The sequence below is a fragment of the Parabacteroides sp. merdae-related_45_40 genome (assembly GCF_001915675.1).
The window spans coordinates 46,518-70,030 of the sequence record NZ_MNQY01000044.1 but is presented as its reverse complement, the minus strand read 5'-3'; the positions used below and the strand labels follow the sequence as shown (position 1 = coordinate 70,030).

The window sequence follows — 23,513 nt, the reverse complement described above, 5'->3', positions numbered from 1 at the left end:
CATTAAAATGACCAACGGCTCCAATCAACCGCCGCTTCCATTTCGTTTTCCTGATCGTCGGGGATAGACGGGAAGAAGTCAATACCTGTTGCCTTCTCCACGCTGTCGATAGGTATCGCCATCGATTTCAGCGAATTATCTTTATAATCCCTATTCTCGAAAAGAAATCCGATACCCTTATAGCCTTTCTCCGTATGATAACACAATACCTTATAAAAGGCTTTGGGTATCGCAACCCTGTTTTTTCCCAACCGTTTCATATCGCCTGTAATAACGGGGCCCGTAACAATCAAAAGCGAACCGTTATCCAACGCCCACAAGCGGCACTGTTCCTCCAGGTCTTTCCATATGCCCCGGTTTAATTTCGGTTTTTGCGGGCAGATATTGCTCAGGTAAAAAGACTCGCGCATGGCTTTTGCAGACCATTTCATATCGCCTGCCGGAGCTAAATGGCCACGATCGTAGCCGGAACGCGTATAATCTTCGTTCATCGCCGTCGAACCTTTCACCTGCGGGTCGGGTACAAACTTATTAGAACGTTCCGTCTTTTTGCTTTTGGCTTCCGTTGCCGTCAATTCGTACGCGACCCAGTTAGCTATACGGTACTCGGAATTATAAGAAACCGTATATCCTTCGTGCTTGATAACCTGCTCCTGGCGTTTCTCCTTTAGGCGGGGTATCTCTGTATTTGCGGGGATTTTAAATGTTTTTGTGGAAGACTTGGCAAGAGTCTTATTGGCAGATGTTTTGTCCTGTATCTTTTGTTTCGGAGCGGTTGCAGCCTTTTTTGAAGAAACGACTTCCTGTCCCTTTTTCTCCAGAGCCGTCGGTTTGTGTCCGGCCATCGGAACAAAATAATCATATATAAACAGAACCCCTATAAAACAAGCCACTACAATAAAGGCGCCAATAAACATTCGCTTCACTGTGGAAAGGAAAGACGAAGTCTTTTGAACTTTTTTCCGCGGTTTCCTTGCGCTTTTTCTCTTTGCCATCTCTCTTGATAAAACCTATTCCTACTTAGGCGCAAAAGTAGACAATATAAAGATGCTATACAACACATATGGAGGGAATGTATTGGTTTGAATTGTTAGAAAAAAGTGCCCCAATGCACACAATCCTCTATAAGCATGTTTTCAAATCAATCCTAAGTAAAGATGGAACATATTATACCAACAAGTATATCGATATAAAATGACAGATGCTACCGCCCAATACGAAGAAATGCCATACTGGATGCATATATTTATATTTGTCTAAAAAGAAAAACAGGCATCCTACCGTATAAAATAGCCCTCCTCCGATCAACCAATACAGAACATCCATCGAACCGGTTTCACGAAAGACATGCAACAAGGGTTTAAAAGCAATTATGACTACCCAACCCATTGCCAGATAACAAACTGTTTTCAGATGGTCTTTCTTTCTCATCTTCCTGAAACTCAGCCAGACACCTGCCACTGCCGCGATCCATATGACGGCGAATAGTGACCAACCCCAATAACCTTCCTGCCGGAGGGCCAGCAACGTAAAGGGCGTATAAGTTCCCGCAATATGCAAATAAATCGCACCATGATCGAACCGCCGCAAGAGTCTTTTCTGTCGTGCATGGGTCGAAGCATGGTAAAATGTAGAGGTCACATACGAAAGTGTCATACAAACGGCATAAACAGCAAAACTACCGATCGCCCAAGGATTTCCACTTCGGATAGCCGCCATCATCAAAATAATGATAGCGGTCATTCCAAAAAGCATTCCGGCACCATGTGTCAAGACATTGGCAACCTCTTCACCATATGTTTGTCGTTGCCTGGCAGCCATCCGCTTATAATTGTTCGGCCTTGAACCCGGCCTCTTTTACTGCTGCAATCACAATAGCAGGAGCAAGATCAACTTTCACTTCCAACACCTTATTCGGATCGGCCAAATCAATCGACCAGTCATCCGAAGCCATCAATGTATTGAGCTTTGCACCTATTGCCGCTACACATCCACCACACTTTGCATTCGTTTTAAATTTTATTGTTGCCATAGCTGTTACGATTTATGATTTATGAATACAAAAATAGGGATATTGCCATGAAATTATAATTCATAAATCATAATTTTTTTCATTTCATGAATTTCAATCTTAAACTATTCAATACCACTGAGACGGAACTGAAAGCCATTGCTGCACTCGCCAGCATCGGATTCAACAGCAGTCCGTTTATCGGGAACAAAACGCCCGCAGCCAATGGAATACCGATTACGTTATATATAAATGCCCAAAACAAGTTCTGATAAATCAGGCGGACTGTCTGTTTGGACAAACGGATCGCACCGGGAAGCAGCAACAGGTCGGACGTGATAAGCGTAACCATAGCCACATCCATTGCAATATCAGTTCCTTTTCCCATCGCGATGCTGACATCGGCCCGTGCAAGCGCTTGCGAGTCGTTAATGCCATCGCCGACCATCGCCACTTTCTTACCTTGCTGCTGTAAAGATATGATATATTCCTCCTTATCGTTCGGCATCACTTCCGCCTTATAATAACCGATATCCAATGTTGCGGCAACCCGTTCGGCTGTCCGGACACCGTCGCCCGTCAGAAGATGTACTTCTATTCCCTGCTTTTTCAGTTCCTTAACGGCTTCTGCAGAAGTCGGCTTGATACGGTCCGAGATCGCCAGAACTGCCAATAGGCGGGTTTCCTGACCATAAAAAACAACACTTTGCCCATCTTCCTGCCATTGCCCGATTTGCTTCCGTACCTTTTCCGGAATACCAGCCTGAAATATGTCAAGCAATCCCTGGCTCCCCACCCAGTAGGTAACTCCTTCGACCTGAATGCGTACGCCACGTCCCGTCAGACTCTCGAAATTTTCTGCCTCACAGACCTTTGCACCGGATTCTTCCAACCAACAGAGAATAGCGGATGCCAGAGGATGTTCGGATTTCTGCTCCGCTGTGTACAAGACGTCCAAATAACGGATATTGTCATCTGAAATCCAGTACGAATCCGTGACAACCGGCACACCTTCCGTCAATGTTCCGGTCTTATCCAAAACAACCGTATCGACCTTGCATAGATTTTCCAAAGCGAAGGCATCCTTAATCAGGATATGCTGTTCGGCCCCTTTTCCCATTCCGACCATTAAGGCAGTCGGCGTAGCTAATCCCAACGCACACGGGCAAGCAATAACCAGCACCGAAACGGCAGATAGCAATGCATATGAAAAATAACTTTCTCCTCCTATCACCAACCAACAAACAAAGGTGAGAAACGAAAGCAATACGACGACCGGTACAAATATACCACTTATTTTGTCTACAATCCGCTGAACGGGGGCCTTACTTCCCTGCGCCGATTGAACCATCTGCACGATCTGGGCCAATACGGTCGTACCTCCGACACTTGTCGCTTCCATCGTAAAAGCGCCTTTCTGGTTGATCGTTCCGGCCAACACTCGGTCACCGGCATTTTTCTCCACCGGAATCGGCTCTCCGCTTAGCATACTTTCGTCCACCGAAGAGCTCCCCTGTAAAAGCGTCCCGTCCACTGGAATCTTTTCGCCCGGCCGTACACTGACTACATTACCGACCTGAAGATTCGAAATAGGCACCTCCTCTTCTCTACCGTCCGTTACCAAACGAGCTGTTTTAGGCTGTAATCCCATCAATCCTTTTATGGCTGAAGAGGTACTGTTCTTAGCCCGCTCCTCCATCAGTTTGCCTAACAAGACGAACGCGATGATCACACCTGAAGCCTCATAATAAACATGTGGTTCCAGTCCTTTTCCCAGCCAAAATCCGGGACATAAGGTGTTGAAAAGGCTGAACAGGAAAGCTATCGAAGTACTAAGTGCGACCAATGTGTCCATATTGGCTTTTCCCTTGAGGGCATGCCGCACACCGTTCACATAGAACGAACGTCCGAAAAAGATCATAATAGCCAAAGCCAACACCATCATGATCCAGTTTCCAAACGGTACATGCATGAACACCATCCCTAAAAGCGCCAACGGGATAGACAACGTCCATGCTCCTATGGTATTCCTCCTCAATATCTTATAATGCATTCGAGCTTTCTCTTCCTGCATGGCTACAGGGTCCTCGGCTTCGACTATCAGATCATATCCGGCAGCCTGCACAGCAGCTTGCATAACCTCCAAAGTGATAACGGACGGATTATAAGTTACCGTCAATGTACCAGCAGCGAAATTCACGCTTGCCTTCTCCACACCAGATAATGCCTGCACCGTACTCTCCACGTTGCCCGCACAGACGGCACAACTCATTTCAAGAACAGGCAATACCTTCGTTTCTGTTTCTCTCATATCGTGTTTAAATGTCAAATTTGTTTCATTAGTATAACAAAGATACGGTTTATTCGGTTATTTTGTAGCCAAATAAATATTCTTTGATTTTAATAGAATTATTTGCAGATAAAGGCTATTATTTAACATTCGAATATACGACCTTTGCCAATAATCAAACGAATGAACGAATTAAATAATAAGACGTATGATACTTGATTCATTAAACAACACAAAAAAAATCGAATGCCTGCATCCTCTATTCAAAAAAGCATTCGACTATCTAAAATCTACAGACTTCTCTAAAGTGGAAGATGGTAAGCATGAACTGGATGGTTCTCGCTTATATGTAAGCGTTGTCAGTATCTTTGGCAAGGAAAAGAAAGATGCCGCTATCGAAACACACAAAAAATACATCGACATCCAAATGCCTCTGTTAGGTGTGGAGAAAATCGGTTGGAAACCGGGATGTGAGCTGCAGGAAGAATCAACTCCTTATAACGAGCAAAAAGACATCGCTTTCTATATCGACCGTCCTACAGCCTACACCAAGATCTATCCGGGACAGTTCGCCATCTATTTCCCCGAAGATGGCCATGCTCCCGGTATCGGCCAAGGTAATATCCGCAAAGTGATTGTAAAGGTGCAAGTGGAAGAATAAAAATGAAGCCGACCCTTAAAAGAGTCGGCTTCATTTTTTGAGAAACAGTGCATAAAATCTCCTCAAACAAGGCAGATAAACAGCTCCACATCCCCGTCCCGGTTTCACGCAGATCCGGGTCTCCACCTCTTCCACACCCGGATCTCCCATGCCCTTCCACCCGGGTCTGAAGAAACTTTTCAAGTTGTTTTTGGTAAAAGAACAGCTTGTCTTCATGAAAAAACAAGCCTATTTAATCTATTTTGTATCAGCTTCAGAAGATATCTGGAATTTGATAGAAGATTGACATATAATGCTTTATTGTTTTTAACTATGATGGTTATGATAGATGAATGATAGTTGAAAACAGGAACTATCATAAAATAACCTACTGTTTTACAAGCATATAAATTCAATTATGATAGTATGACAGTTGTTTTGCAAAACTTTTATATAGATTACCCGGATAAACGTAGATCCCTAAAATCTACGTTTATCCGGGTGTCCCGTGTCATCTACCGTTTAGTAGTAAACACCGACTGTTTCACCATGACCTATGCATGCATCACCAGCAACGGCGTGTCGGTATGGAACAGCATCTTACGGGCGATCGAAGGATTGAACATACGTGCCAGGATATTCCGGCGATAGGTACTGAGCGCTATCACGTCGATATGTTCGTCCCGCACAAACTTTTCGATTGCCAGCAACAGGTCGCCGTCGGCCAGCACCGTATGGGTGATATGTGCTTGCGGATACTGCTTCTTGAAATACTCGTTGACTCCGGTCAGCCGTATTTCATTCCATTCGTTCTTACTTGTCGAGATATTGAACAAATGAATGTGGGCATTGTACGGTTTGATGATTTCCATAAACTCATCGAATGCCACCAAGTCGCGTTGATTGAAGGAAGTGGCAAAAGCTATATTTTTAGCTTCGCTCAAATCTTCAAAAGGCACATTTTCGGGAATGGCCAGGACAGGAACCTTATTCACCTCGATCACTTCACCCGTGACACTGCCGATCAGGTCCATATCTTTCTGGCTCTTTCCACGAGTCCCCATCACGATCAATGACGGATGATATTCCTTGCTATAGGCAATGATCTCTTCTTCCGGCAAACCTTCGCGGAGCACATAATTGTATTTCACTTTAGGAAGTTCACCAGAATGTATCTTGCGGTTGATCAATGTACAGATGTTTTCCATATCGATCTGGACACGCTTCAGGACATTCTGCGCCGTCTCTTCCTCGTTCACCTGATAAGCCAACGTGTCGCCCATCGGAATAGCAGACGGGAAATAAGGGCTGAAATAAGCGTGCATGATCATCACTTCGGCTCCGACTTTATGGGCATAGTTGATTCCCAATTCACACGCTTTGATAGAATAGTCGGAAAAGTCTATCGGTATCAATATCTTCTTTTCCTGATGACCGGCTTTTTCCTCTTGTTCGGCATCCTCGCTAAGCCATTTACTGTCTTCGATGATACGCAAGGCATGAGGCAGATCGCTTTCTTTAATTCGCACACGTACACCAGCCGAAACTACCGGTTGGATTTGGTTCACATTGTGTATGTAAACTTCAATCCCCTCTGTTTCAAGCATCGTTTTGAGAATCTGAGCTTTCTCAAACGTGTGAATCGCTAACGTTACTAATTTATCTTCCATACTCGTGTGTTTTTATAAATTAAACAATCGGAAATCACTAAATGTTGAGAAAAAAAAATCCCACAGCGTCTTTTCAGATTCAGCTATGGGATTTCTTTGTAAAATGAATTTCTTTACGCTTGCTGTGCTTCCGACACTTCCTCGTTTTCAGCAAGTATCTGCAAAGCACGCTCGAATATTGTGGTATCGTCCAACACTACCAAGCCTCCGTCTGGTCCCGGTTCAATATGTATTCCACAACTTTTGCCATCTTTAAAATTATGCCCGCCGAAATAGTTGCGAACTGTTTCAACAGAGATTCCCAGTTCATCAGCAATACGGTGAGTACTTCCGTCAGGCAGGCTGTCTTTCAGTCTGCGAAGTTCATTAAATGTAATAGTTTTTGTCATGGCTTCCTTATTTTGAAGGTTAATTACTTTGTTTAATTTCATGCCACTAACTTAGTCATTATAAATTACAGCAACAAAATTATTCCATATAAATAAATATGCTTTACGACATGTATCATTTTTGCAAACAAGCCGCAAGCGGTACATTAAAAACGATAATAATCAGGATCGTCACATATATTGCATAGACGATGAGACGGATACGTTTCTTCGAGTACAGTGGTTCCTCATTATTCACCTGCACAGGAAGCAACTTCGAACGGCTGAAAGAATAGAGCCTGTAGACCAGATAACCGAAGAACACACCCGAAATGGCACCCGGCACGATATCCGAAATGAAGTGAACCCCGAGATAAACTCGTGTATAAGCAGTAAGAACCGCCCAGAAAAAGATTGTCCAGCCGAACAACTTATCCCGCATGATCAATGCCATAAGAGTCGCGAAACCGAAAGCGTTCGCAGCATGGCTGGAAATAAATCCGTAAAGTCCTCCCCGGTATCCGAAAACAGTTTTCACCTGATCCATAAAATCAGGATGGTGAGTCGGGCGGAAACGGGTGAAGACAGGCTTACAGACGTGAGAGGCAAACTGGTCGCACAGCGTAACGACCAATACGATCGCCAGCAGGATCAATAATGACTCGCGCCAGTTCTTTTTATAGATCAGAACCAACAGGATCAGAAAGGCTAACGGCAGCCAAACTGCCTTTCCTGTGAAAATCCACATAAAACGATCCAGAAAAGCAGAGTCGCTGCCGTTAAGCGCAAAGAACGCGTCGCGTTCGTAAATTAGTATTTTCTCAACCATTGAAAAAGGAGATTTGTGATTTGTGATTTATAATTTATGCGTCAATGATAAATCATAAGTTATAAATCACAAATCCTAAATGATTTCCATGTCTTTGCTGGGCATCCATCCTACATTTCCATCTTCCATTTCTATTTCATTCCAGTCTCCCAACTTGCTCTTGATAGAGACCTTCGTTCCTTCATGCAGAATAAACAAGTCGGTTCCGCTTGCATCGGGAGAACTTTTCACTGTCACTGTCGGAGCAAACACGATCGCGCTCTTCCGGTTTATCAGCTCGTCCTTCTGGTTGCCGGCAAAGATATTGGCAAAGATGACCAACACCAAGAATACCAGCCCCAGATAAAACCCGATCTTCTTCAAATGAATCCACTTGGAGAAGAAGAACAGGATCAGACAGCCGATAAAAAGGATAAAACAAACAATACCGATTTGCGCCCACGAATCGGCAGCCCCCATGTTCTGAACCTTGTCGAACCAACGGTGCAGGAAGAAATCGCCCACCGGCTCGATCTTGTCTACAGACTTCTGACGTGCCAGCTGCAAATTGAAACGGATATCCCCGTCTCCCGGATCCAACAGCAAAGCCCGCTCGTAATTCAGGATGGCCGGGGCAATCTTGTTCTCCTTATAATAGGCATTCCCTAAGTTATAGTAAATCTCAGCCGATTCGCCATGCGTTTTCAGAAGCCCTTCGTAGAGTTCGATAGCCTTGCCATAGTCTTCTTTCGTATAGGCAACTTCCGCCTCTTTAATCGTCGCCTCTTGAGCAAATGCCCCTAAGGTAACGAATTGAACCAGCAGAAAGAATACGATCTTTTTCATATTTATATTCATCTTCATCGCGTTACTTTTTAATTGTATTTTCCATTTTACCAATGGCATCCACTGTCTGTTCATATAGCTTATCCATTGCATCCGAAGCCTGTGCCGGAGCATAGCGGGCAAACTCGCAAGTGTTCAGGATATCCATAAATTCTTTAATCAAAGCGTCATCCACACCATACTTTGCCAGTTCCGTTTCGACATTATCCTTTGTCAGGTTGGCCTGAGGTATACTCAACTTGTCGCTTAAGTAGCCCCACAAGGCACGAAGCACTTCGTCATAGAATTCTTCTTTCTTGTTTTCCTTCATCAGCTTGCCGGCATTTTTCAGACGTCTTACCGCCATCTTATTGGCTTTCTTCGTACGGACCAATGCCAAGTTGGAATTTTCCTTCACCTGCTTGCGGTAGATGAAGAAGAAAACAATGAACAGGATTGCCGGAATCAGATAGCACATATAGTACATGAATGAACCGAAGAACAGTTCATTATTCGGAACGAAATGAATGCCGTTCACTTTCAGGTAACGGATATCCTTACCCAGATATTTAACACTTTCCTTGTTGCTGAAGTTAGAAACGACAGGAGAAGATGTTCCACCCCCCTTGCCCTGCTCTACGTGAAGTTTGTATGGTTCGGAGGTAATCGTCTTATAGGAACCGGTCTTCGTATCGAAATAAGAGAATGCGATAGCCGGAATTTCAAAATCGCCTGCGTAACGCGGGATGGCCATATATTCGATCGTCTTCGTACCGGAAGTTCCTGCCGCGGTAGTCTTGATGTCCACTTCCACCTTCGGATCATAAACGTCGAAATCGTTCGGGAAAGCGACTTCCGGATTCTTTACCAGCTTGATGTTTCCATTACCGGAAATCTTCACCTTCACGGTAACGGCATCATCTGTCTTTACATTATTGGAACTGATGCTGGAGGTCATTGTGAAATTGCCTACCGCACCGGAGAATGACGCCGGTTTACCCGACGGCAACGGCTTGACATCGATCGTTACAGGGGGCGTTGTCAATTCTTTCTTTACATCTATATAAGACGACGAACCGAAGAAATCATCGAATACGCTGGTTCTCTGTCTGGCCGGTCCGGGCACACGCAAAACAATATCCAATTTCCCGGAAGGGATCGTAATCTTCCCTGAACGCTGAGGGTACAGCACCGTCTGTTTTATAATGGCAGTCCCGTAGTTCTTTCCCTTATAGTTCTCCATTACCAGCTGCTTATTTTGCGGCAGTTCTACCTCTTGGGCAAGGAAACCTGTAAATTCGGGGAACTTAGGCTGGTCGATCCCTCCGATATCTTTTCTTACATACAATTTAAACGTAACCAAAATACCTTCCTGTTCATATACATTCCGTTTAGAAACATCGATTGTCAGAAAAGCATCGTCCTTACTGATACCGGTACCGGTCGAACCGCCTTTGGTTGCCTCTTCCGCCTTATCGGGAGGAAGCACTTTTATCACCAATGCGTTAGATGTGTAATTGGCGCCTTTGACCTTGATTGTTGCCGGTGCGATATTGAAAGTACCCTCTTTCTTCGGTTGGAGAATATAGGTGAACGTCAATGACGTTTCGGTTGTCATTTTACCGTTAATGATCTGGGTACTCATATTTGTGGAAGTAGACGGACCTATCAATACCTCAAAGTCCGGTATTTCCGGTACACGTATATCCTTACCTTCCGCATTCACCGTGTACGACAATCTGAAAGTTTCTCCCATAACAACAGCTTCCGGAGCAGAAGCCTTGAACGTCACATCCGCCGCTCTGGCTACCACTCCGAAAGTTGCAAAGAGAACAAATAAGAAAACTAATTTCCTCATTCCTCAATCCTTATTTTTAATTTTTAATTTTTAATTCTTAATTTTCAATTTCCGTTTACCACTCCTTATCCGTGCGACGACGCTGTTGCTGTTGAGCCTGCGCTTTCTTCACCTTCTCCTGAGTGTCTTTTTCATCCTGCAGGAAGGCATCCAACATCTGTTGAGCGTTATCCTTGCTCATCTGTTCCTGCTGCTGCGGCTGTTGTTCCTGTGTCTTATCCTGCTTCTTATCATCCTGCTGTTGTTGCTGATCTTGGTTCTGCTGCTGTTGATCCTGTTTATCCTGATCTTCCTTCTTGTCCTCGTTCTGATCCTGATTTTGATCTTCATTCTGCTGATTCTGCTGATCGTGCAACAACTTTTGTGCCAAAGCCAAATTATAACGTGTTTCATCATCTTTCGGATTCAGGCGCAAAGACTGTTTGTAAGCTTCGACACTTTTGGCATACTCTTTACTCTGCATGCCAATATTTCCGACATTATGGTAAATCTCAGCCAAGCGGGCTTTACCTTCGGGCGTTTCGATCATCTTCTCCCCCTGTCCGGCTAGCAACTGGTACTGCTCAGCAGCTTCAGGGAATTTCTTCTGCTTATACAAAGCGTTCCCCAAGTTATAAGTTCCTTCGGACGAACGCGGGTTCACTTCCAAACTTTTCCGGTAGGCGATTTCCGCCTCGGTAAACTTTTCCGTCTCATAAAGTTTATTCCCCTCCCGCACATTCTTACGTTCCGCCTTCTGGGCAAACACAGCCCCGCAGCAGAACATGAATGCCGCCATCCATATAATCGATTTTCGCATACGTTTCATCTTATCCATAGCATTTTAAGAGAATAATTTTACTTTTTTGAATACACGGTTCTTGCGGTCCAGCGTCATGAAATCCACTAAAAGCAGAATCAATGCGATCCAGGCAAACGTCTGGAAACGTTCGTCATATTCCGAATAGACTTTGCTGTCCAGTTCCGATTTATTCATTTTATCGATCTCTTTTTGAAGTGCACGAAGCGCTGAATTGGTGTTGTCGGCACGGACATACGTCCCATGGCCGGCAGCCGCAATCTCCTGGCACATCTCTTCATTTAGTTTCGTGATCACCACATTCCCATCCTTATCCTTCATGTAGTTGTTGCTACCGTCCACCGGGATCGGAGAACCTTTCGGATCACCCATGCCGACAATGTTTACATGAATGCCTTTTTCTGCTGCTGCGGCAGCGGCTTTCACGGCATCGTCTTCGTGGTTCTCGCCATCGGTGATCAGGATAATCGCCTTGTCCGATGTCTCGCTCGGTGTAAAGGAACGCATCGCCAGGTTGATAGCTGCGCCGATAGCCGTACCTTGTGTCGACACCATCGACGGGTTGATGGATGAAAGGAACATCTTGGCCGAGACATAATCGGAAGTGATAGGAAGCTGCGTGAAAGCATCTCCTGCGAAAACGATCAGTCCGACCTTATCATTAGAAAAGCCGTCAGTCAGCTTGGACAACATCTGCTTGGCCTTGGACAGGCGATCCGGCGAGACATCTTCTGCCAACATCGAATTGGATACGTCCAGACAAACCATGATCTCCACTCCCTGACGCTTCACTGTCTCCAGTTTGGAGCCGAACTGCGGTCCGGCCATAACTATGATAACCATCGTGATGGCTCCGAACAACAGCCAAAACTTCAGATGCTGACGCTTGGGAGAAACCTCCGGCATCAACTCTGCCAACAATTCGGGATTACCATATTTCTTGATTGCCTTCTTTTTCAAGACGATTGCATACACATAGAATGCAACCAGTACGGGAAGCAAGAAGAGCAAGTATAAAAAGTCCGGATGTGCAAAACGAAACATAAGCCTTTTATATTTACGGTATATTTCTTAACAATGTATTTCTCAATAATATCTCGACCAGCAACAGCGAGAACAGCAGGATCGCCCAATTCTTGTACTCTTCCTGCTTTTTACTGTATTCCTGCACGCTGATCTTCGTCTTCTCCATCTTATCGATTTCCGAATAGATCTCCTTCAGGCTGGCATTATCCGTCGCACGGAAATACTGTCCGCCGGTCGTAGCGGCAATCTGCTTCAGGGTCGGCTCGTCGATCTCCACATCGACATCCATATACTGGACACCGAAGGCTGTCTGGAACGGATACGGAGCCTTGCCCTGCGTTCCGACACCAATCGTATAGACACGGACCCCGAACGTCTTGGCTATCTCGGCAGCCGTCACCGGAGCGATCTCGCCCTGGTTGTTCACACCATCCGTCAACAAGATAATCACTTTCGACTTGGCCTGGCTATCCTTGATACGGCTGACAGCATTCGCCAACCCCAGACCGATCGCCGTCCCATCCTGGATTATACCCGGCTGGACATCCTTGAAGAGGTTCAGCAAGACCGTATGGTCGGTTGTCAACGGGCATTGCGTGAAACTCTCCGCCGCAAACACGACCAAACCGATATTATCGTTCGGACGGCCGTTGATGAAAGCGGACGCCACATCTTTGGATGCTTCCAGACGGTTCGGTTTCAAGTCCTGCGCCATCATACTGGTCGAGATATCCATTGCCAGCACGATGTCGATACCTTCCGTCGAAGAGTTCTGCCAACTGTTGGTCGACTGCGGACGCGCCAATATCACGACGAGGACAGCTACCGCCGCCATACGCAAAATGAAAGGGACATGCCTGAGCCAGACTTTCCAGGAGCTTACTCCCGGAGCATCGAAACCTTCCGTAGACGACACCTGCAAACTCGCCTGATTCTTGCTCAGTTTGTAGACGTACCATCCGATCATCGGGATCAGCAACAATAACAAATACAGATATGTAGGATTTGCAAATATCATCTTATTCTTTACTTATATTTGAATCATTCTTTTCTACAGACTTTACTTCACCTTCAGCCTTTTCACCTTCTCCGGGAACGGGAATCTCTTCCACCTTCGTCTGGTTAATGAACAGATAAGCGTTCATCAAACTCAAGTCGTTTTCATCGGGTAGCGGATTCATCTTCGCGAACTTCACGAAATCGGCCAGTTGCATGATCTGCTTCAGGCTTTCATAGACAGAAGTCGCCTCCTGCTGCTTACGGATGATATCAAGTATCTCACCGGAAGTCATTTCCATAGCATTGATACCGAAACGATCCACAATATAACGACGCAACGTATCCGTAATTAATGTATAATACTCCTTGCTACGCCCCTGTTGCCAGAGCTTCTGCTGCTTGATCTCGTCAAGTTCCTTGATCGCCTGTTCGTGAGGCGGAAGTTTTGGTTCCGGCTTCTTGAACGGCAGGATGGACTGACGGTTACGCATACGTTTGATCACATAGGCAACCACACAGATCAGGAACAGAGTCAGCAACACACCGAATATCCAGGGATAGTAATCGGCCAATACAAAAGGCGGCTTCCAGACGTTTTTAATATCGTAAAACTCCTCCGGTTTGTCGGCATTGACAGGAACCGTCGACACCTTCAAGGCCACTTGGTTGGAGTAAACGGTATCCGCCCCGTCGATCACCATAAACGGGGGCAACAAATATAGAGAAGAGTCGAAAGAGGTCACCAGCAAGTCCTGCTCGATCAGCAGGCGGTCGTTTTCAATCAAGGTGGAGTCCGCTTTCGGAATTTCCAGCACCTCCACTCCTGCCATCAACGTGTCACGCGGGATGACAAGCTGGACGGCCTTATCTTTGTCTGCCGTTACCGTCAAATGTAAAACAGTCTGCTCTCCGATCAGTATGGCGGCAGAGTCGACACGAACGTCAACGAGCGTCTGCTGCGCATATGCTTTCCCGCCGGACAGGAATGTTCCACCGGCAAGTGGTCGTCAAAAAGAGCAATCAATGCTTTCACATAATCATCTTCCGTACGGATGGAGACCGAATCGACACGACATTTCTTGAATGAATCGCTCATGGCAGCCTGTCGGCGGTCCCACCATTCCTTGTAGGCGGCCCGTACACGGGCGGACGAGCTGTCTATCCAGCGCTCCTGTCCGGTTTCCGCATCCTTGATCTTTATCAGCCCAACAGCCGGAAGTTCCGTCTCGCGGCGGTCATACACCTGTATGGCCACCACGTCATGCTTGCGGTTGGCGATGGTCAAGGCCTCCTTGAAACCGTCTTTGTCGATAAAGTCGGAGATCAGGAAAGCCGTACAGCGCTTCTTAATCGCATTAGTCAGATATTTCAATGCCTGTGCAATGTTGGTCTGTTTTTTATCCGGCTGGAAGTCGATCAGTTCGCGAATGACATACAAGATGTGCTTCTTCCCTTTCTGAGGAGGAATGAATTTCTCTATCTTGTCGGAGAAGAACACCACACCGATCTTGTCGTTGTTCTGGATAGCCGAGAAAGCCAGTGTCGCCGCGATCTCCGTAATGACTTCTTTCTTCATTACATTCACGGAACCGAAGTCCCTGCTGCCCGACACGTCGATCAGCAACATCACCGTCAGCTCCCGTTCTTCTTCGAACACCTTCACGTATGGGCGGACGTAACGTGCGGTCACGTTCCAGTCAATATCACGGATATCGTCTCCGTATTGATACTCGCGCACTTCGCTGAACGCCATACCGCGCCCTTTGAACGCCGAATGGTATTGCCCAGCAAAAATATTGCGTGACAAGCCGCGCGTCTTTATCTCAATCCGTCGAACCTTCTTTAATAGTTCACTTGTTTCCATATTATTCAGTTGAAAGTTGAGAGTTGAAAGTTGAGAGTTAATAAGGAGAGCTAAAAACGGGCTGCTTACGCAACTTTCAACTCTCAACTTTCAACTTTCAACTATTTAAGGGACTTCGACTTTGTTCAGGATTTCGCTGATCACCTCTTCGGAGGTCAGGTTATTGGCTTCCGCTTCGTAGCTCAAACCGATACGGTGACGCATCACGTCGTGGCATACGGCACGGATATCTTCGGGGATCACATATCCTCTGCGTTTGATAAAGGCATACGCACGGGCAGCCAGCGCCAAACTGATGGACGCACGCGGAGAGGCTCCGAAGGAGATCATGTTAGCCAGGTTTGCCAAACCATGTTCCTGCGGGAAGCGGGTAGCAAACACAATGTCTACGATATAGCGTTCGATCTTTTCGTCCAGATAAACCTCACGGACAACCTTACGGGCTTCGAGGATCTCTTCCTTCGTCAGGATCGGTTTGATGTCCGGCTTCACTCCGGAGATATTCTGACGGATAATCAACTTTTCTTCTTCTTTCTTCGGATAGTTGATGATGACCTTCAGCATGAAACGGTCTACCTGTGCTTCAGGCAGCGGATAGGTTCCTTCCTGCTCGATCGGGTTCTGGGTCGCCATTACCAAGAAAGGAGACGGTAACCTGTATGTATTTTCGCTGATTGTCACCTGGCGTTCCTGCATTGCTTCCAGAAGGGCACTCTGCACCTTTGCCGGAGCACGGTTGATTTCATCCGCCAATACAAAATTAGCGAAGACTGGACCTTGTTTGACTTGGAATTCTTCGCTTTTCTGACTATAAATCATCGTACCGATCACGTCAGCCGGCAGTAAGTCCGGCGTGAACTGGATACGGCTATACTTCGCATCGATCAATGATGCCAGTGTCTTAATGGCCAATGTCTTTGCCAATCCCGGCACACCTTCCAGCAGGATATGGCCATCTGAAAGCAGACCGATCAATAATGATTCAACCAAATGTTTCTGTCCAACAATTACCTGGTCCATACCCATCGTAATCATGTTCACAAACGAACTTTTACTTTCAATTCGCTCGTTCAACTCACGAATGTCTACTGTCTGACTCATAGATTTTTTTCAATTATATTGTTACTATTTTTTACTTGCTTTTTTTAAGATGCACAAAATTAGAAATGTTAAATTCGTATTCTGCACTTTCGCAGTTAAATAATACTAACCTGCACAGAACTATTTTGTTTTATTTTACTTAAAAGAGAGAGTTTTTATTACAGTTTGCCACTCAGTATCTCAGTCTGGCGGGCAGCGGCTTTTTCAATGGAAGAACGATCACGACGGTCGATGCCGTACATTTCCGGTGCAGGCACCTCGATCACAGTGCCGATAGGCACGTTATTCGGGTCCGTTATGACAGCTCTGTTATATTCATACAGATATACCCAGAACAATTTGCTTCCGTAATATTTCAACGAGATCAGCGTCAGGCGGCTTCCCGGCTCGATCTTGACACGGGCAATGACTTTAGGCGAAACGGCTTCGGGTTCAACTTCCGGATTTTCCACCGTTGTTTCACCCACAGTCTGGGAGGAATCTTCATTGGCAAAAACGATTGTCGTATCCGGAACGGCTTCGGTCGCAACAGTCTCTCCTTTGGGAAAGACCGTATCAATCCTCAAGGGCTCTTTTTCCTTTTCGAAAAAGTACGTGCGATTCAGGTAAAGCCCGATATTGAATAGCATAAGAAGGAATACAAACATAGAAACAACGGCAATCCGCTTCGTGCGGGGCTTCTTTCTTTCCGCATCCGGACCAGTTTCTACCTCTTCGCTCGGACTGTCAGGTCCGGAACTATCTGAACGTTCGTCCACAACCGGTTCAAGGGTATCCATCCCTTCATCTTCGGGCTGCCCGGCAGGTTCTTCTTCTGAAAAGACAACAGGTTCTTCTTCGGGAAGATGTTTCTCTTCCGGTATCATCTCCTCAATCGATTCGTCTTCCGTCTCTTTTATGTCCGGTTCGTCCAACACGACATCCATATCGGTAAAATCGACATTCTCCCGCAGTTCGGTCGTTTCAAAAAAAGAGAACGGTTTATTAACAAGCTCCCGCAGTTCCTTGTCCGGCAGGAAGGAAAACTTGTAATGTTCCGGGATTACAAAACGTTCACCCGTATTCACATGAATGCTTTCACGCTTCTCCACCGGAATGATCTTAAAAGTACCGAGCCCCTTGACCTTTACCAGTTTATCCGTATAGACACCTTCCGACACGACCGCTATGAATTCTCTCAAAAAGCGCTCGGAACTATTCTTGTCCTTACCTGTATATTCGGCCAACAGACCGGCCAGATCCTGTATCGCCAGCCGGTTATTCATGGTCGCCTAATTCTTTAAGTTTATTCTTGACGGTCGTTCCGGGTTTGAACACCGGGACAAGTTTTGGGGGGACTAAATACCGTTTTCCGTTTGAAGGATTGACAGAGATCCGTTCCGCTTTTTTTTTCACCTCAAACTGACCGAAGCCCTGCAAATATATGGTGTCGTTATCTACCAGACGCGAACTGACGACGGAACTCAGGACAGAAAGCGTTTCAGTAACTTCCTGCGCAGTCCAACCCATACGGGCGGCAAGTTCAGTAACCAGTTCCTTATTTTTCATATCCGCGTCCATTAATAGATTATGCAGCTATATTAGTTATTTTTTCGTAAACCGACAAACATCTTTGCAGTTTTTATGTCAAATTAAAGTACGCTTCCATACAGGTCGAAAGCTTGCGCATCGTCAATCCGCACGTTATAAAACATTCCGGGAATCAACAGCTTCTCTTTAGAAACAAGTATTTCCGGGTCGACCTCCGGCGAGTCGAATTCCGTACGGCCGACATAGAAATCTTCTTCTTCCCGATCGATCATCACCTTGAATACCTTTCCGATCTTGGAACCGTTCACTTCGGCCGAAATGCCTTCCTGTATACGCATCAGATAATCCAAACGGTCTTGTTTGACTTCCGGATCGACATCATCGGTATAATGTTTAAACGAATAGGTCCCTTCCTCATGACTGTAAGCAAAGGCGCCCATACGTTCGAAACGGGCTTCTTTTACGAATTCGACCAGTTCTTCAAAATCCTGCTCGGTTTCCCCTGGATGGCCAACCATCAAGGTCGTACGCAAATGGATGCCGGGTACTTCTTCCCGCATCCGGCGTATCAAGGCATATGTTTCTTCTTTCGTGATGTTACGACGCATTTTCTTCAACATCGGGTCACTGATATGCTGAAGGGCGATATCCATGTATTTGCAAACGTTATCGCGTTCGCTCATCACCCTGAGCAGATCATAAGGGAAATGGGACGGATAACCATAATGCAAGCGGATCCATTCCACTCCCGGAATATCGGAGATGCGTTCCACCAGTTCCGGCAACGCATGGCGTTTATACAAATCCAAACCGTAATAAGTCAAATCCTGGGCGATCACCTGAAATTCTTTCACACCCTGTTTCACCAGCAGGCGAACCTCTTTCTCGATCTCTTCCATCGGTATGGACTGGTAACGCCCCGTACTGATCGGAATGGCACAATACGAACAGGTACGGTCACACCCTTCGGCGATCTTCAGGTAGGCGTAATGCCGGGGAGTCGTCAAGACGCGGTCGGCAGCCAATTCCCGGTGGTAGGATTTACCCAAATCGTTCAACAGTTCTTTCCAATTGAACTTTCCATAGAAACGGTCAACTTCCGGCAACTCATTCTCCAAGTCTTTTAAGAACCGTTCGGAAAGACATCCCATGACAAACAATTTACCGATCTTCCCTTTCTTCTTGGCCTCTCCCAGATCGAGTATCATATTAATCGACTCTTCCTGAGCATCTCCGATAAAACCGCAGGTATTCACAACAACGATTTCACCATTAATCTTATGGGGGTCATGTTCGACGGTATACCCGTTCGCCACGAACTGGCGCATAAGCTGCTCCGAATCCACCAGGTTCTTTGAACATCCCAGCGTTATAATATCTACCTTATTTTTCCTCATATATTATGGTACAACTCCCTTTATTCTCCGAAAAGGGAGTTTACAAATTCTTTTCTATTGAAAACCTGGAGATCCTCCATTCCTTCTCCCAAGCCGATGTACTTGACAGGGATACGGAAATGATCCGAAATACCGATCACGACGCCACCTTTGGCCGTTCCGTCCAATTTGGTAACCGCCAAAGCATTCACCTCGGTTGCAGCCGTAAACTGCTTGGCTTGTTCAAATGCGTTTTGTCCGGTAGAACCGTCCAATACCAACAAGACTTCGTGCGGTGCATCGGGAACCACTTTCTTCATCACATTCTTGATCTTGGTCAGCTCGTTCATCAGATTGATCTTGTTATGCAGGCGACCGGCGGTATCGATAATCACCACATCCGCCCCGTTCGCCTTTGCCGAACTCAACGTGTCAAATGCCACCGAAGCAGGGTCGGAACCCATCTTCTGCTTCACGATAGGCACTCCTACCCGTTCGCTCCAAATCACCAATTGCTCTACAGCTGCGGCGCGGAACGTATCGGCTGCTCCCAAATACACATTTTTACCGGCCTTCTTGAACTGATAAGCCAGTTTGCCGATCGTGGTCGTCTTGCCTACCCCGTTCACGCCTACGACCATGATGACATACGGCTTCTTGTCTTCCGGAACCGTAAACGACTCCAGGTCTTCCGTATGATTTTCTGTAAGCAGGGAAGCGATCTCTTCACGCAGGATCGCTGTCAGCTCACTGGTCGTCACATATTTGTCTCTGGCTACGCGGTCTTCGATACGGGATATGATTTTCAGTGTAGTATCTACTCCGACATCGGAAGTAATCAGTACTTCTTCCAGATTGTCCAGCACTTCGTCGTCCACCTTGCTTTTACCGGCAATGGCTCTGGTAATCTTAGAAAATACATTTTCTTTTGTCTTAGATAACCCCTTGTCCAGAGTTTCCTTTTTTTCCTTACTGAAAAAGCTAAAAATACCCATACCTTAATTATTGCTTAATTATTTCTTTTCTGAATGAGTGCGCTAAATTACTAAATAATTGACAATTGACAATTGACAATCGACAATTTTATTTGCACAACCTGATTTACAATCCAGACATTCCTCTTCTTTATTAATTGTCAATTGATTCAGTCCATTCTTCCCTTGTAATCTTCGTAGCCGAACTCCTTGTACATCACGAGCCGGTCCTCCTTGCTCCACAAAGCCAAGGATGGATGCGGGATTCCGTTGAACATGGTCGTTTTGACAATGGTATAATGGATCATATCTTCGAATATCAATTTATCACCCACTTTCAAGGGTTGCTCGAAAAACCAATCGCCCATATAGTCACCACTCAGACAGCTGTTTCCTCCGATACGATAAACAGGCTTTCCTTCTTCCGGCTCTATAGCCCCGCGAATCACCGGTTTATAGGGCATCTCCAGACAATCCGGCATATGGCAAGTGAAAGAGGCATCTATGATCGCGGTCTTGATACCATGATTCTCCACGATATCCACCACCGTCGTCAGCAGAAATCCGGTTTGCCACGCAAATGCGCTTCCCGGCTCCATGATGATTTCGAGGTTCGGATATTTGGCCTTGAACGCCTGCAACAGCCCGATCAGATGTTCCGTATCATAGTCTTTTCGTGTCATCAGATGCCCGCCTCCCATATTCAACCATTTGATATGCGGCAGGAAACGGCCGAAACGCTTTTCTACTTCTCCCAACGTCTTTTCCAGATCATACGAACTCGATTCGCAAAGCGTATGAAAATGCAAGCCCTCGACACCGTCGGGCAACAGACCATCCAAAAGGTCGCTAACCACTCCCATCCGGGAGCCCGGAGCGCAAGGATTATACAAATCCGTTTCGACATCCGAATATTCAGGATTGATGCGCAGACCGCACGATACCCGGTTTCCGTCCGCCTGCACCATCGGATAGAAACGTTCGAATTGCGTAAGCGAATTGAACGTCACATGACTACTGTATCTTAAAATCTCCGGGAAATCCGCTTCCGTATATGCCGGCGAATAGGTATGTGCCCGGCTACCCATCTCTTCAAAAGCCAGCCTGGCCTCAAACTTCGAACTTGCTGTCGAATACGGAATATATTCACGCACGATCGGAAATGCTTTCCACATCGCAAACGCCTTAAAAGCCAGGATTACATTAACTCCCGCCCTCTCCTTCACGCTCTTGATCAGTGACAAATTACGGCGGAGCAACTCTTCTTCCATCACATAACAGGGAGATGGTATCATATTGAAGTCTATCATCCGGTAAGTATTTTTCTTTGATTCTGTCGGGCAAAGATACATAATAAAAAGCGAAAAACAAGAACAGGGCTTATCGCCTCCCTTCTTCTTATCGTACTTTTTCCTAAAGATCCGTTAGTCCAAATCAAAACACACAGGCATGAAAATGAAATCCTCCACAACACCGGAAGCAAGAAGCCCTTTTTTCCTCATTAACAATTATTACCATAAGACACGTACCCTTATCTACTAAAATAAAGTAGATTTGCGAAAAGATAGTAATCTGAAATTCAAAAAAACAACAAGACAATGGAAAGACTGACTGCACAAGAAGAAAGCGTAATGTTGTATATCTGGAAATTAGGATCATGTTTCATCCGTGACATACTGAACGAAATGCCCGATCCGAAACCGCCCTACACCAGCGTGGCATCGGTGGTCCGGAACCTTGAAAAAAAGAAGTACGTCACCCCGAAGAAATTCGGAACGATCACACTCTTTTCTCCACGTGTGAAAGAAGCGGAATACAAGCGTACTTTCATGTCGAATGTCGTACAAAATTATTTCACCGGTTCTTATAAAGAAATGGTTTCCTTCTTTGTCCGCGATCGTAAATTATTCAAAAGCGATTTGCAGGACTTGATGGATCAGATCGAAAAGGAAGAATAATCAATTATAAAGATATCAATATGATAACTCCGATACTAATCTATTTTCTAAAGGTAAATCTGGCGTTGGCATTTTTATATATCTGTTATCGCCTATTATTCCGTGACGATACGTTCTTCAGGTTACGCAGAGGGGTGTTATTGTCGATTTACCTGATCGCGTTCCTTTACCCTTTACCGGATTTAAGCGGCTGGTTATCCACCCAGACAAGCGTAGCAGGTATAGTCGGCTACTATTCAGGGTTGCTACCTAAAGAAACAGTCCTGACAGCAAGCAATGAAATAGCCGCCTCCGACTGGAAAGAAACCGGGCTCAAGGTTATGCAAGTTATCTGGCTGGCAGGAGCCGGCCTGTTGCTATCCAGATGTCTGGCAGAGCTGTTCACTGTTTGCCGCTTACACCGGAAATGCAGGAAAATTACTTTGAACGGCACTGAAGTCTGTATCCTTCCGGAAGCGGAAGCCTCCTACTCCTTTTTCGGCTGGATTTTCATTTCATCCGATCCGCATCAACGGGAAAGGCTTGATGACATTTTGATCCATGAACAAACACACGTCCGCCAATGGCATTCGATCGACATGATGGCTGGTGAAATCATCTGTATCGCCTGCTGGCTAAACCCGTTTGCCTGGTGGCTAAAGAAAGAGATCAGTATAAATCATGAATTTATCGCAGATGAACAGGTCATGCTTGCCGGATTCGACAAAAAAGAATACCAGTACCATCTGATCGGAGTAAAACATCCCAATACGGCTATTGCAAATTTATATAACAATTTCAGTGTCTTACCACTTAAAAAGAGAATTACTATGTTAAACAAAAAAAGGACGAACAACGCCAGAAAAGTGAAATACCTGGCACTGGTTCCAATGGCCGCAGGCTTGCTATTGCTCAATAATATCGATGCAATGGCACGTGTTTTGAATGAAAAGGTAGCAGAGGTTATCCAACAGCCGACTGCTCTCGCCACCACTACTGTTTCCAAAATGGAAGCAGCTAATCCGCTTCCACCGGAAAAAGACAAGATTTATGACACATGTGATATCATGCCGGAATTTCCGGGTGGGCAAAATGCATTATTGCAGTTTCTTGCTAAAAGCATAAAATATCCGGCAGAAGCCCAGCAACAGGGAAAACAGGGAAAAGTAGTCGTCACATTCGTTATCGAAAAAGACGGAAGTATTACAAACGCCAAAGTGACACAGGCTTTATATCCCTCATTGGACGAAGAATCCTTACGGGTTGTCAAGTCGATGCCCAAATGGACTCCGGGAAAGATGAAAGGTGGGAAAGCCGTCCGCGTACAATACACAGTCCCGTTAACTTACCGATTGCAGTAGCCTGACAGTATTTCCCTTTTTGAGCAGGACACAAAAAAGGCATGCAATCTTCAAAAATGCTGCCAGGCGATAAACG

23 protein-coding genes and 1 pseudogene are annotated in these 23,513 nt (G+C 45.7%); 3 read left to right on the top strand and 21 right to left on the bottom strand.

Features of this window, described 5'->3' with window-relative positions:
- Positions 1–2: 2 nt before the first annotated feature.
- The 4 genes from BHV83_RS05320 to BHV83_RS05305 form a co-directional block, all read right to left on the bottom strand.
- A complete protein-coding gene (locus BHV83_RS05320; RefSeq protein ID WP_046452111.1) occupies positions 3–995 on the bottom strand; it encodes a DNA/RNA non-specific endonuclease in 993 nt (330 codons plus the stop codon).
- A gap of 172 nt (positions 996–1,167) precedes the next feature.
- Positions 1,168–1,821 carry a PAQR family membrane homeostasis protein TrhA gene (gene trhA / locus BHV83_RS05315; RefSeq protein ID WP_195286052.1) on the bottom strand — a complete coding sequence of 218 codons (654 nt, stop codon included), beginning with the start codon at positions 1,819–1,821 and terminating at the stop codon, positions 1,168–1,170.
- Positions 1,822–1,825: 4 nt separating this feature from the next.
- Positions 1,826–2,032 (bottom strand): heavy-metal-associated domain-containing protein, encoded by a 207-nt coding sequence (locus BHV83_RS05310; protein ID WP_005638164.1) that lies wholly within the window; start codon positions 2,030–2,032, stop codon positions 1,826–1,828.
- 79 nt (positions 2,033–2,111) lie between these two features.
- Positions 2,112–4,322: a heavy metal translocating P-type ATPase gene (locus BHV83_RS05305; RefSeq protein ID WP_005638165.1), complete on the bottom strand. Its 2,211-nt coding sequence runs from the start codon at positions 4,320–4,322 to the stop codon at positions 2,112–2,114.
- Between the two features lie 187 nt (positions 4,323–4,509).
- Here BHV83_RS05305 and BHV83_RS05300 point away from each other — a divergent pair, with 187 nt between their 5' ends.
- Positions 4,510–4,962, top strand: coding sequence for a NanQ anomerase/TabA/YiaL family protein (locus tag BHV83_RS05300; RefSeq protein WP_005638166.1), 453 nt, complete (start codon positions 4,510–4,512; stop codon positions 4,960–4,962).
- Positions 4,963–4,992: 30 nt separating this feature from the next.
- Here BHV83_RS05300 and BHV83_RS05295 read toward each other — a convergent pair whose 3' ends face one another.
- The 17 genes and pseudogenes from BHV83_RS05295 to nspC form a co-directional block, all read right to left on the bottom strand.
- A complete protein-coding gene (locus BHV83_RS05295; protein WP_055284529.1) occupies positions 4,993–5,178 on the bottom strand; it encodes a hypothetical protein in 186 nt (61 codons plus the stop codon).
- Positions 5,179–5,495: 317 nt separating this feature from the next.
- Entirely contained in the window at positions 5,496–6,611 is a 1,116-nt protein-coding gene (locus BHV83_RS05290) for a universal stress protein (protein ID WP_005638168.1), read from the bottom strand.
- Between the two features lie 113 nt (positions 6,612–6,724).
- Positions 6,725–7,000 (bottom strand): hypothetical protein, encoded by a 276-nt coding sequence (locus BHV83_RS05285; RefSeq protein WP_008153583.1) that lies wholly within the window; start codon positions 6,998–7,000, stop codon positions 6,725–6,727.
- A 115-nt stretch (positions 7,001–7,115) separates the two neighbouring features.
- Positions 7,116–7,808, bottom strand: coding sequence for a phosphatase PAP2 family protein (locus tag BHV83_RS05280; protein WP_122342865.1), 693 nt, complete (start codon positions 7,806–7,808; stop codon positions 7,116–7,118).
- Positions 7,809–7,883: 75 nt separating this feature from the next.
- Positions 7,884–8,651 (bottom strand): tetratricopeptide repeat protein, encoded by a 768-nt coding sequence (locus BHV83_RS05275; protein WP_005648908.1) that lies wholly within the window; start codon positions 8,649–8,651, stop codon positions 7,884–7,886.
- Positions 8,652–8,655: 4 nt separating this feature from the next.
- Positions 8,656–10,470, bottom strand: a complete 1,815-nt coding sequence (locus BHV83_RS05270; protein ID WP_022322161.1) for a BatD family protein — start codon at positions 10,468–10,470, stop codon at positions 8,656–8,658.
- 55 nt (positions 10,471–10,525) lie between these two features.
- On the bottom strand, positions 10,526–11,278 hold the full coding sequence (locus BHV83_RS05265; RefSeq protein ID WP_005642944.1) for a tetratricopeptide repeat protein: 753 nt from the start codon (positions 11,276–11,278) through the stop codon (positions 10,526–10,528).
- 15 nt (positions 11,279–11,293) lie between these two features.
- Positions 11,294–12,313 (bottom strand): VWA domain-containing protein, encoded by a 1,020-nt coding sequence (locus BHV83_RS05260; protein WP_005638177.1) that lies wholly within the window; start codon positions 12,311–12,313, stop codon positions 11,294–11,296.
- Positions 12,314–12,326: 13 nt separating this feature from the next.
- Complete coding sequence (locus BHV83_RS05255; protein WP_055284523.1) at positions 12,327–13,313, bottom strand: vWA domain-containing protein; 987 nt, start codon at positions 13,311–13,313, stop codon at positions 12,327–12,329.
- A gap of 1 nt (position 13,314) precedes the next feature.
- Positions 13,315–14,277, bottom strand: coding sequence for a hypothetical protein (locus BHV83_RS05250; protein ID WP_502687957.1), 963 nt, complete (start codon positions 14,275–14,277; stop codon positions 13,315–13,317).
- 26 nt (positions 14,278–14,303) lie between these two features.
- Positions 14,304–15,158, bottom strand: a pseudogene (locus tag BHV83_RS05245) (DUF58 domain-containing protein); the annotation flags it as partial.
- 105 nt (positions 15,159–15,263) lie between these two features.
- Positions 15,264–16,259 (bottom strand): AAA family ATPase, encoded by a 996-nt coding sequence (locus BHV83_RS05240; protein ID WP_005638186.1) that lies wholly within the window; start codon positions 16,257–16,259, stop codon positions 15,264–15,266.
- 158 nt (positions 16,260–16,417) lie between these two features.
- On the bottom strand, positions 16,418–17,524 hold the full coding sequence (locus BHV83_RS05235; protein WP_122205580.1) for an HU family DNA-binding protein: 1,107 nt from the start codon (positions 17,522–17,524) through the stop codon (positions 16,418–16,420).
- Positions 17,517–17,807 (bottom strand): HU family DNA-binding protein, encoded by a 291-nt coding sequence (locus BHV83_RS05230; protein WP_119215884.1) that lies wholly within the window; start codon positions 17,805–17,807, stop codon positions 17,517–17,519. The genes BHV83_RS05235 and BHV83_RS05230 overlap by 8 nt, the downstream gene beginning before the upstream one ends.
- Before the next feature lie 83 nt (positions 17,808–17,890).
- Positions 17,891–19,186: a 30S ribosomal protein S12 methylthiotransferase RimO gene (rimO, locus tag BHV83_RS05225; protein ID WP_122205581.1), complete on the bottom strand. Its 1,296-nt coding sequence runs from the start codon at positions 19,184–19,186 to the stop codon at positions 17,891–17,893.
- Positions 19,187–19,206: 20 nt separating this feature from the next.
- On the bottom strand, positions 19,207–20,160 hold the full coding sequence (gene ftsY, locus BHV83_RS05220; protein WP_005638194.1) for a signal recognition particle-docking protein FtsY: 954 nt from the start codon (positions 20,158–20,160) through the stop codon (positions 19,207–19,209).
- Positions 20,161–20,309: 149 nt separating this feature from the next.
- Positions 20,310–21,449, bottom strand: a complete 1,140-nt coding sequence (nspC, locus tag BHV83_RS05215; RefSeq protein WP_122205582.1) for a carboxynorspermidine decarboxylase — start codon at positions 21,447–21,449, stop codon at positions 20,310–20,312.
- Positions 21,450–21,737: 288 nt separating this feature from the next.
- Here nspC and BHV83_RS05210 point away from each other — a divergent pair, with 288 nt between their 5' ends.
- Positions 21,738–22,097 (top strand): BlaI/MecI/CopY family transcriptional regulator, encoded by a 360-nt coding sequence (locus tag BHV83_RS05210; RefSeq protein WP_122205583.1) that lies wholly within the window; start codon positions 21,738–21,740, stop codon positions 22,095–22,097.
- 20 nt (positions 22,098–22,117) lie between these two features.
- Positions 22,118–23,437 (top strand): M56 family metallopeptidase, encoded by a 1,320-nt coding sequence (locus BHV83_RS05205; RefSeq protein WP_122205584.1) that lies wholly within the window; start codon positions 22,118–22,120, stop codon positions 23,435–23,437.
- Positions 23,438–23,513 lie beyond the last annotated feature (76 nt).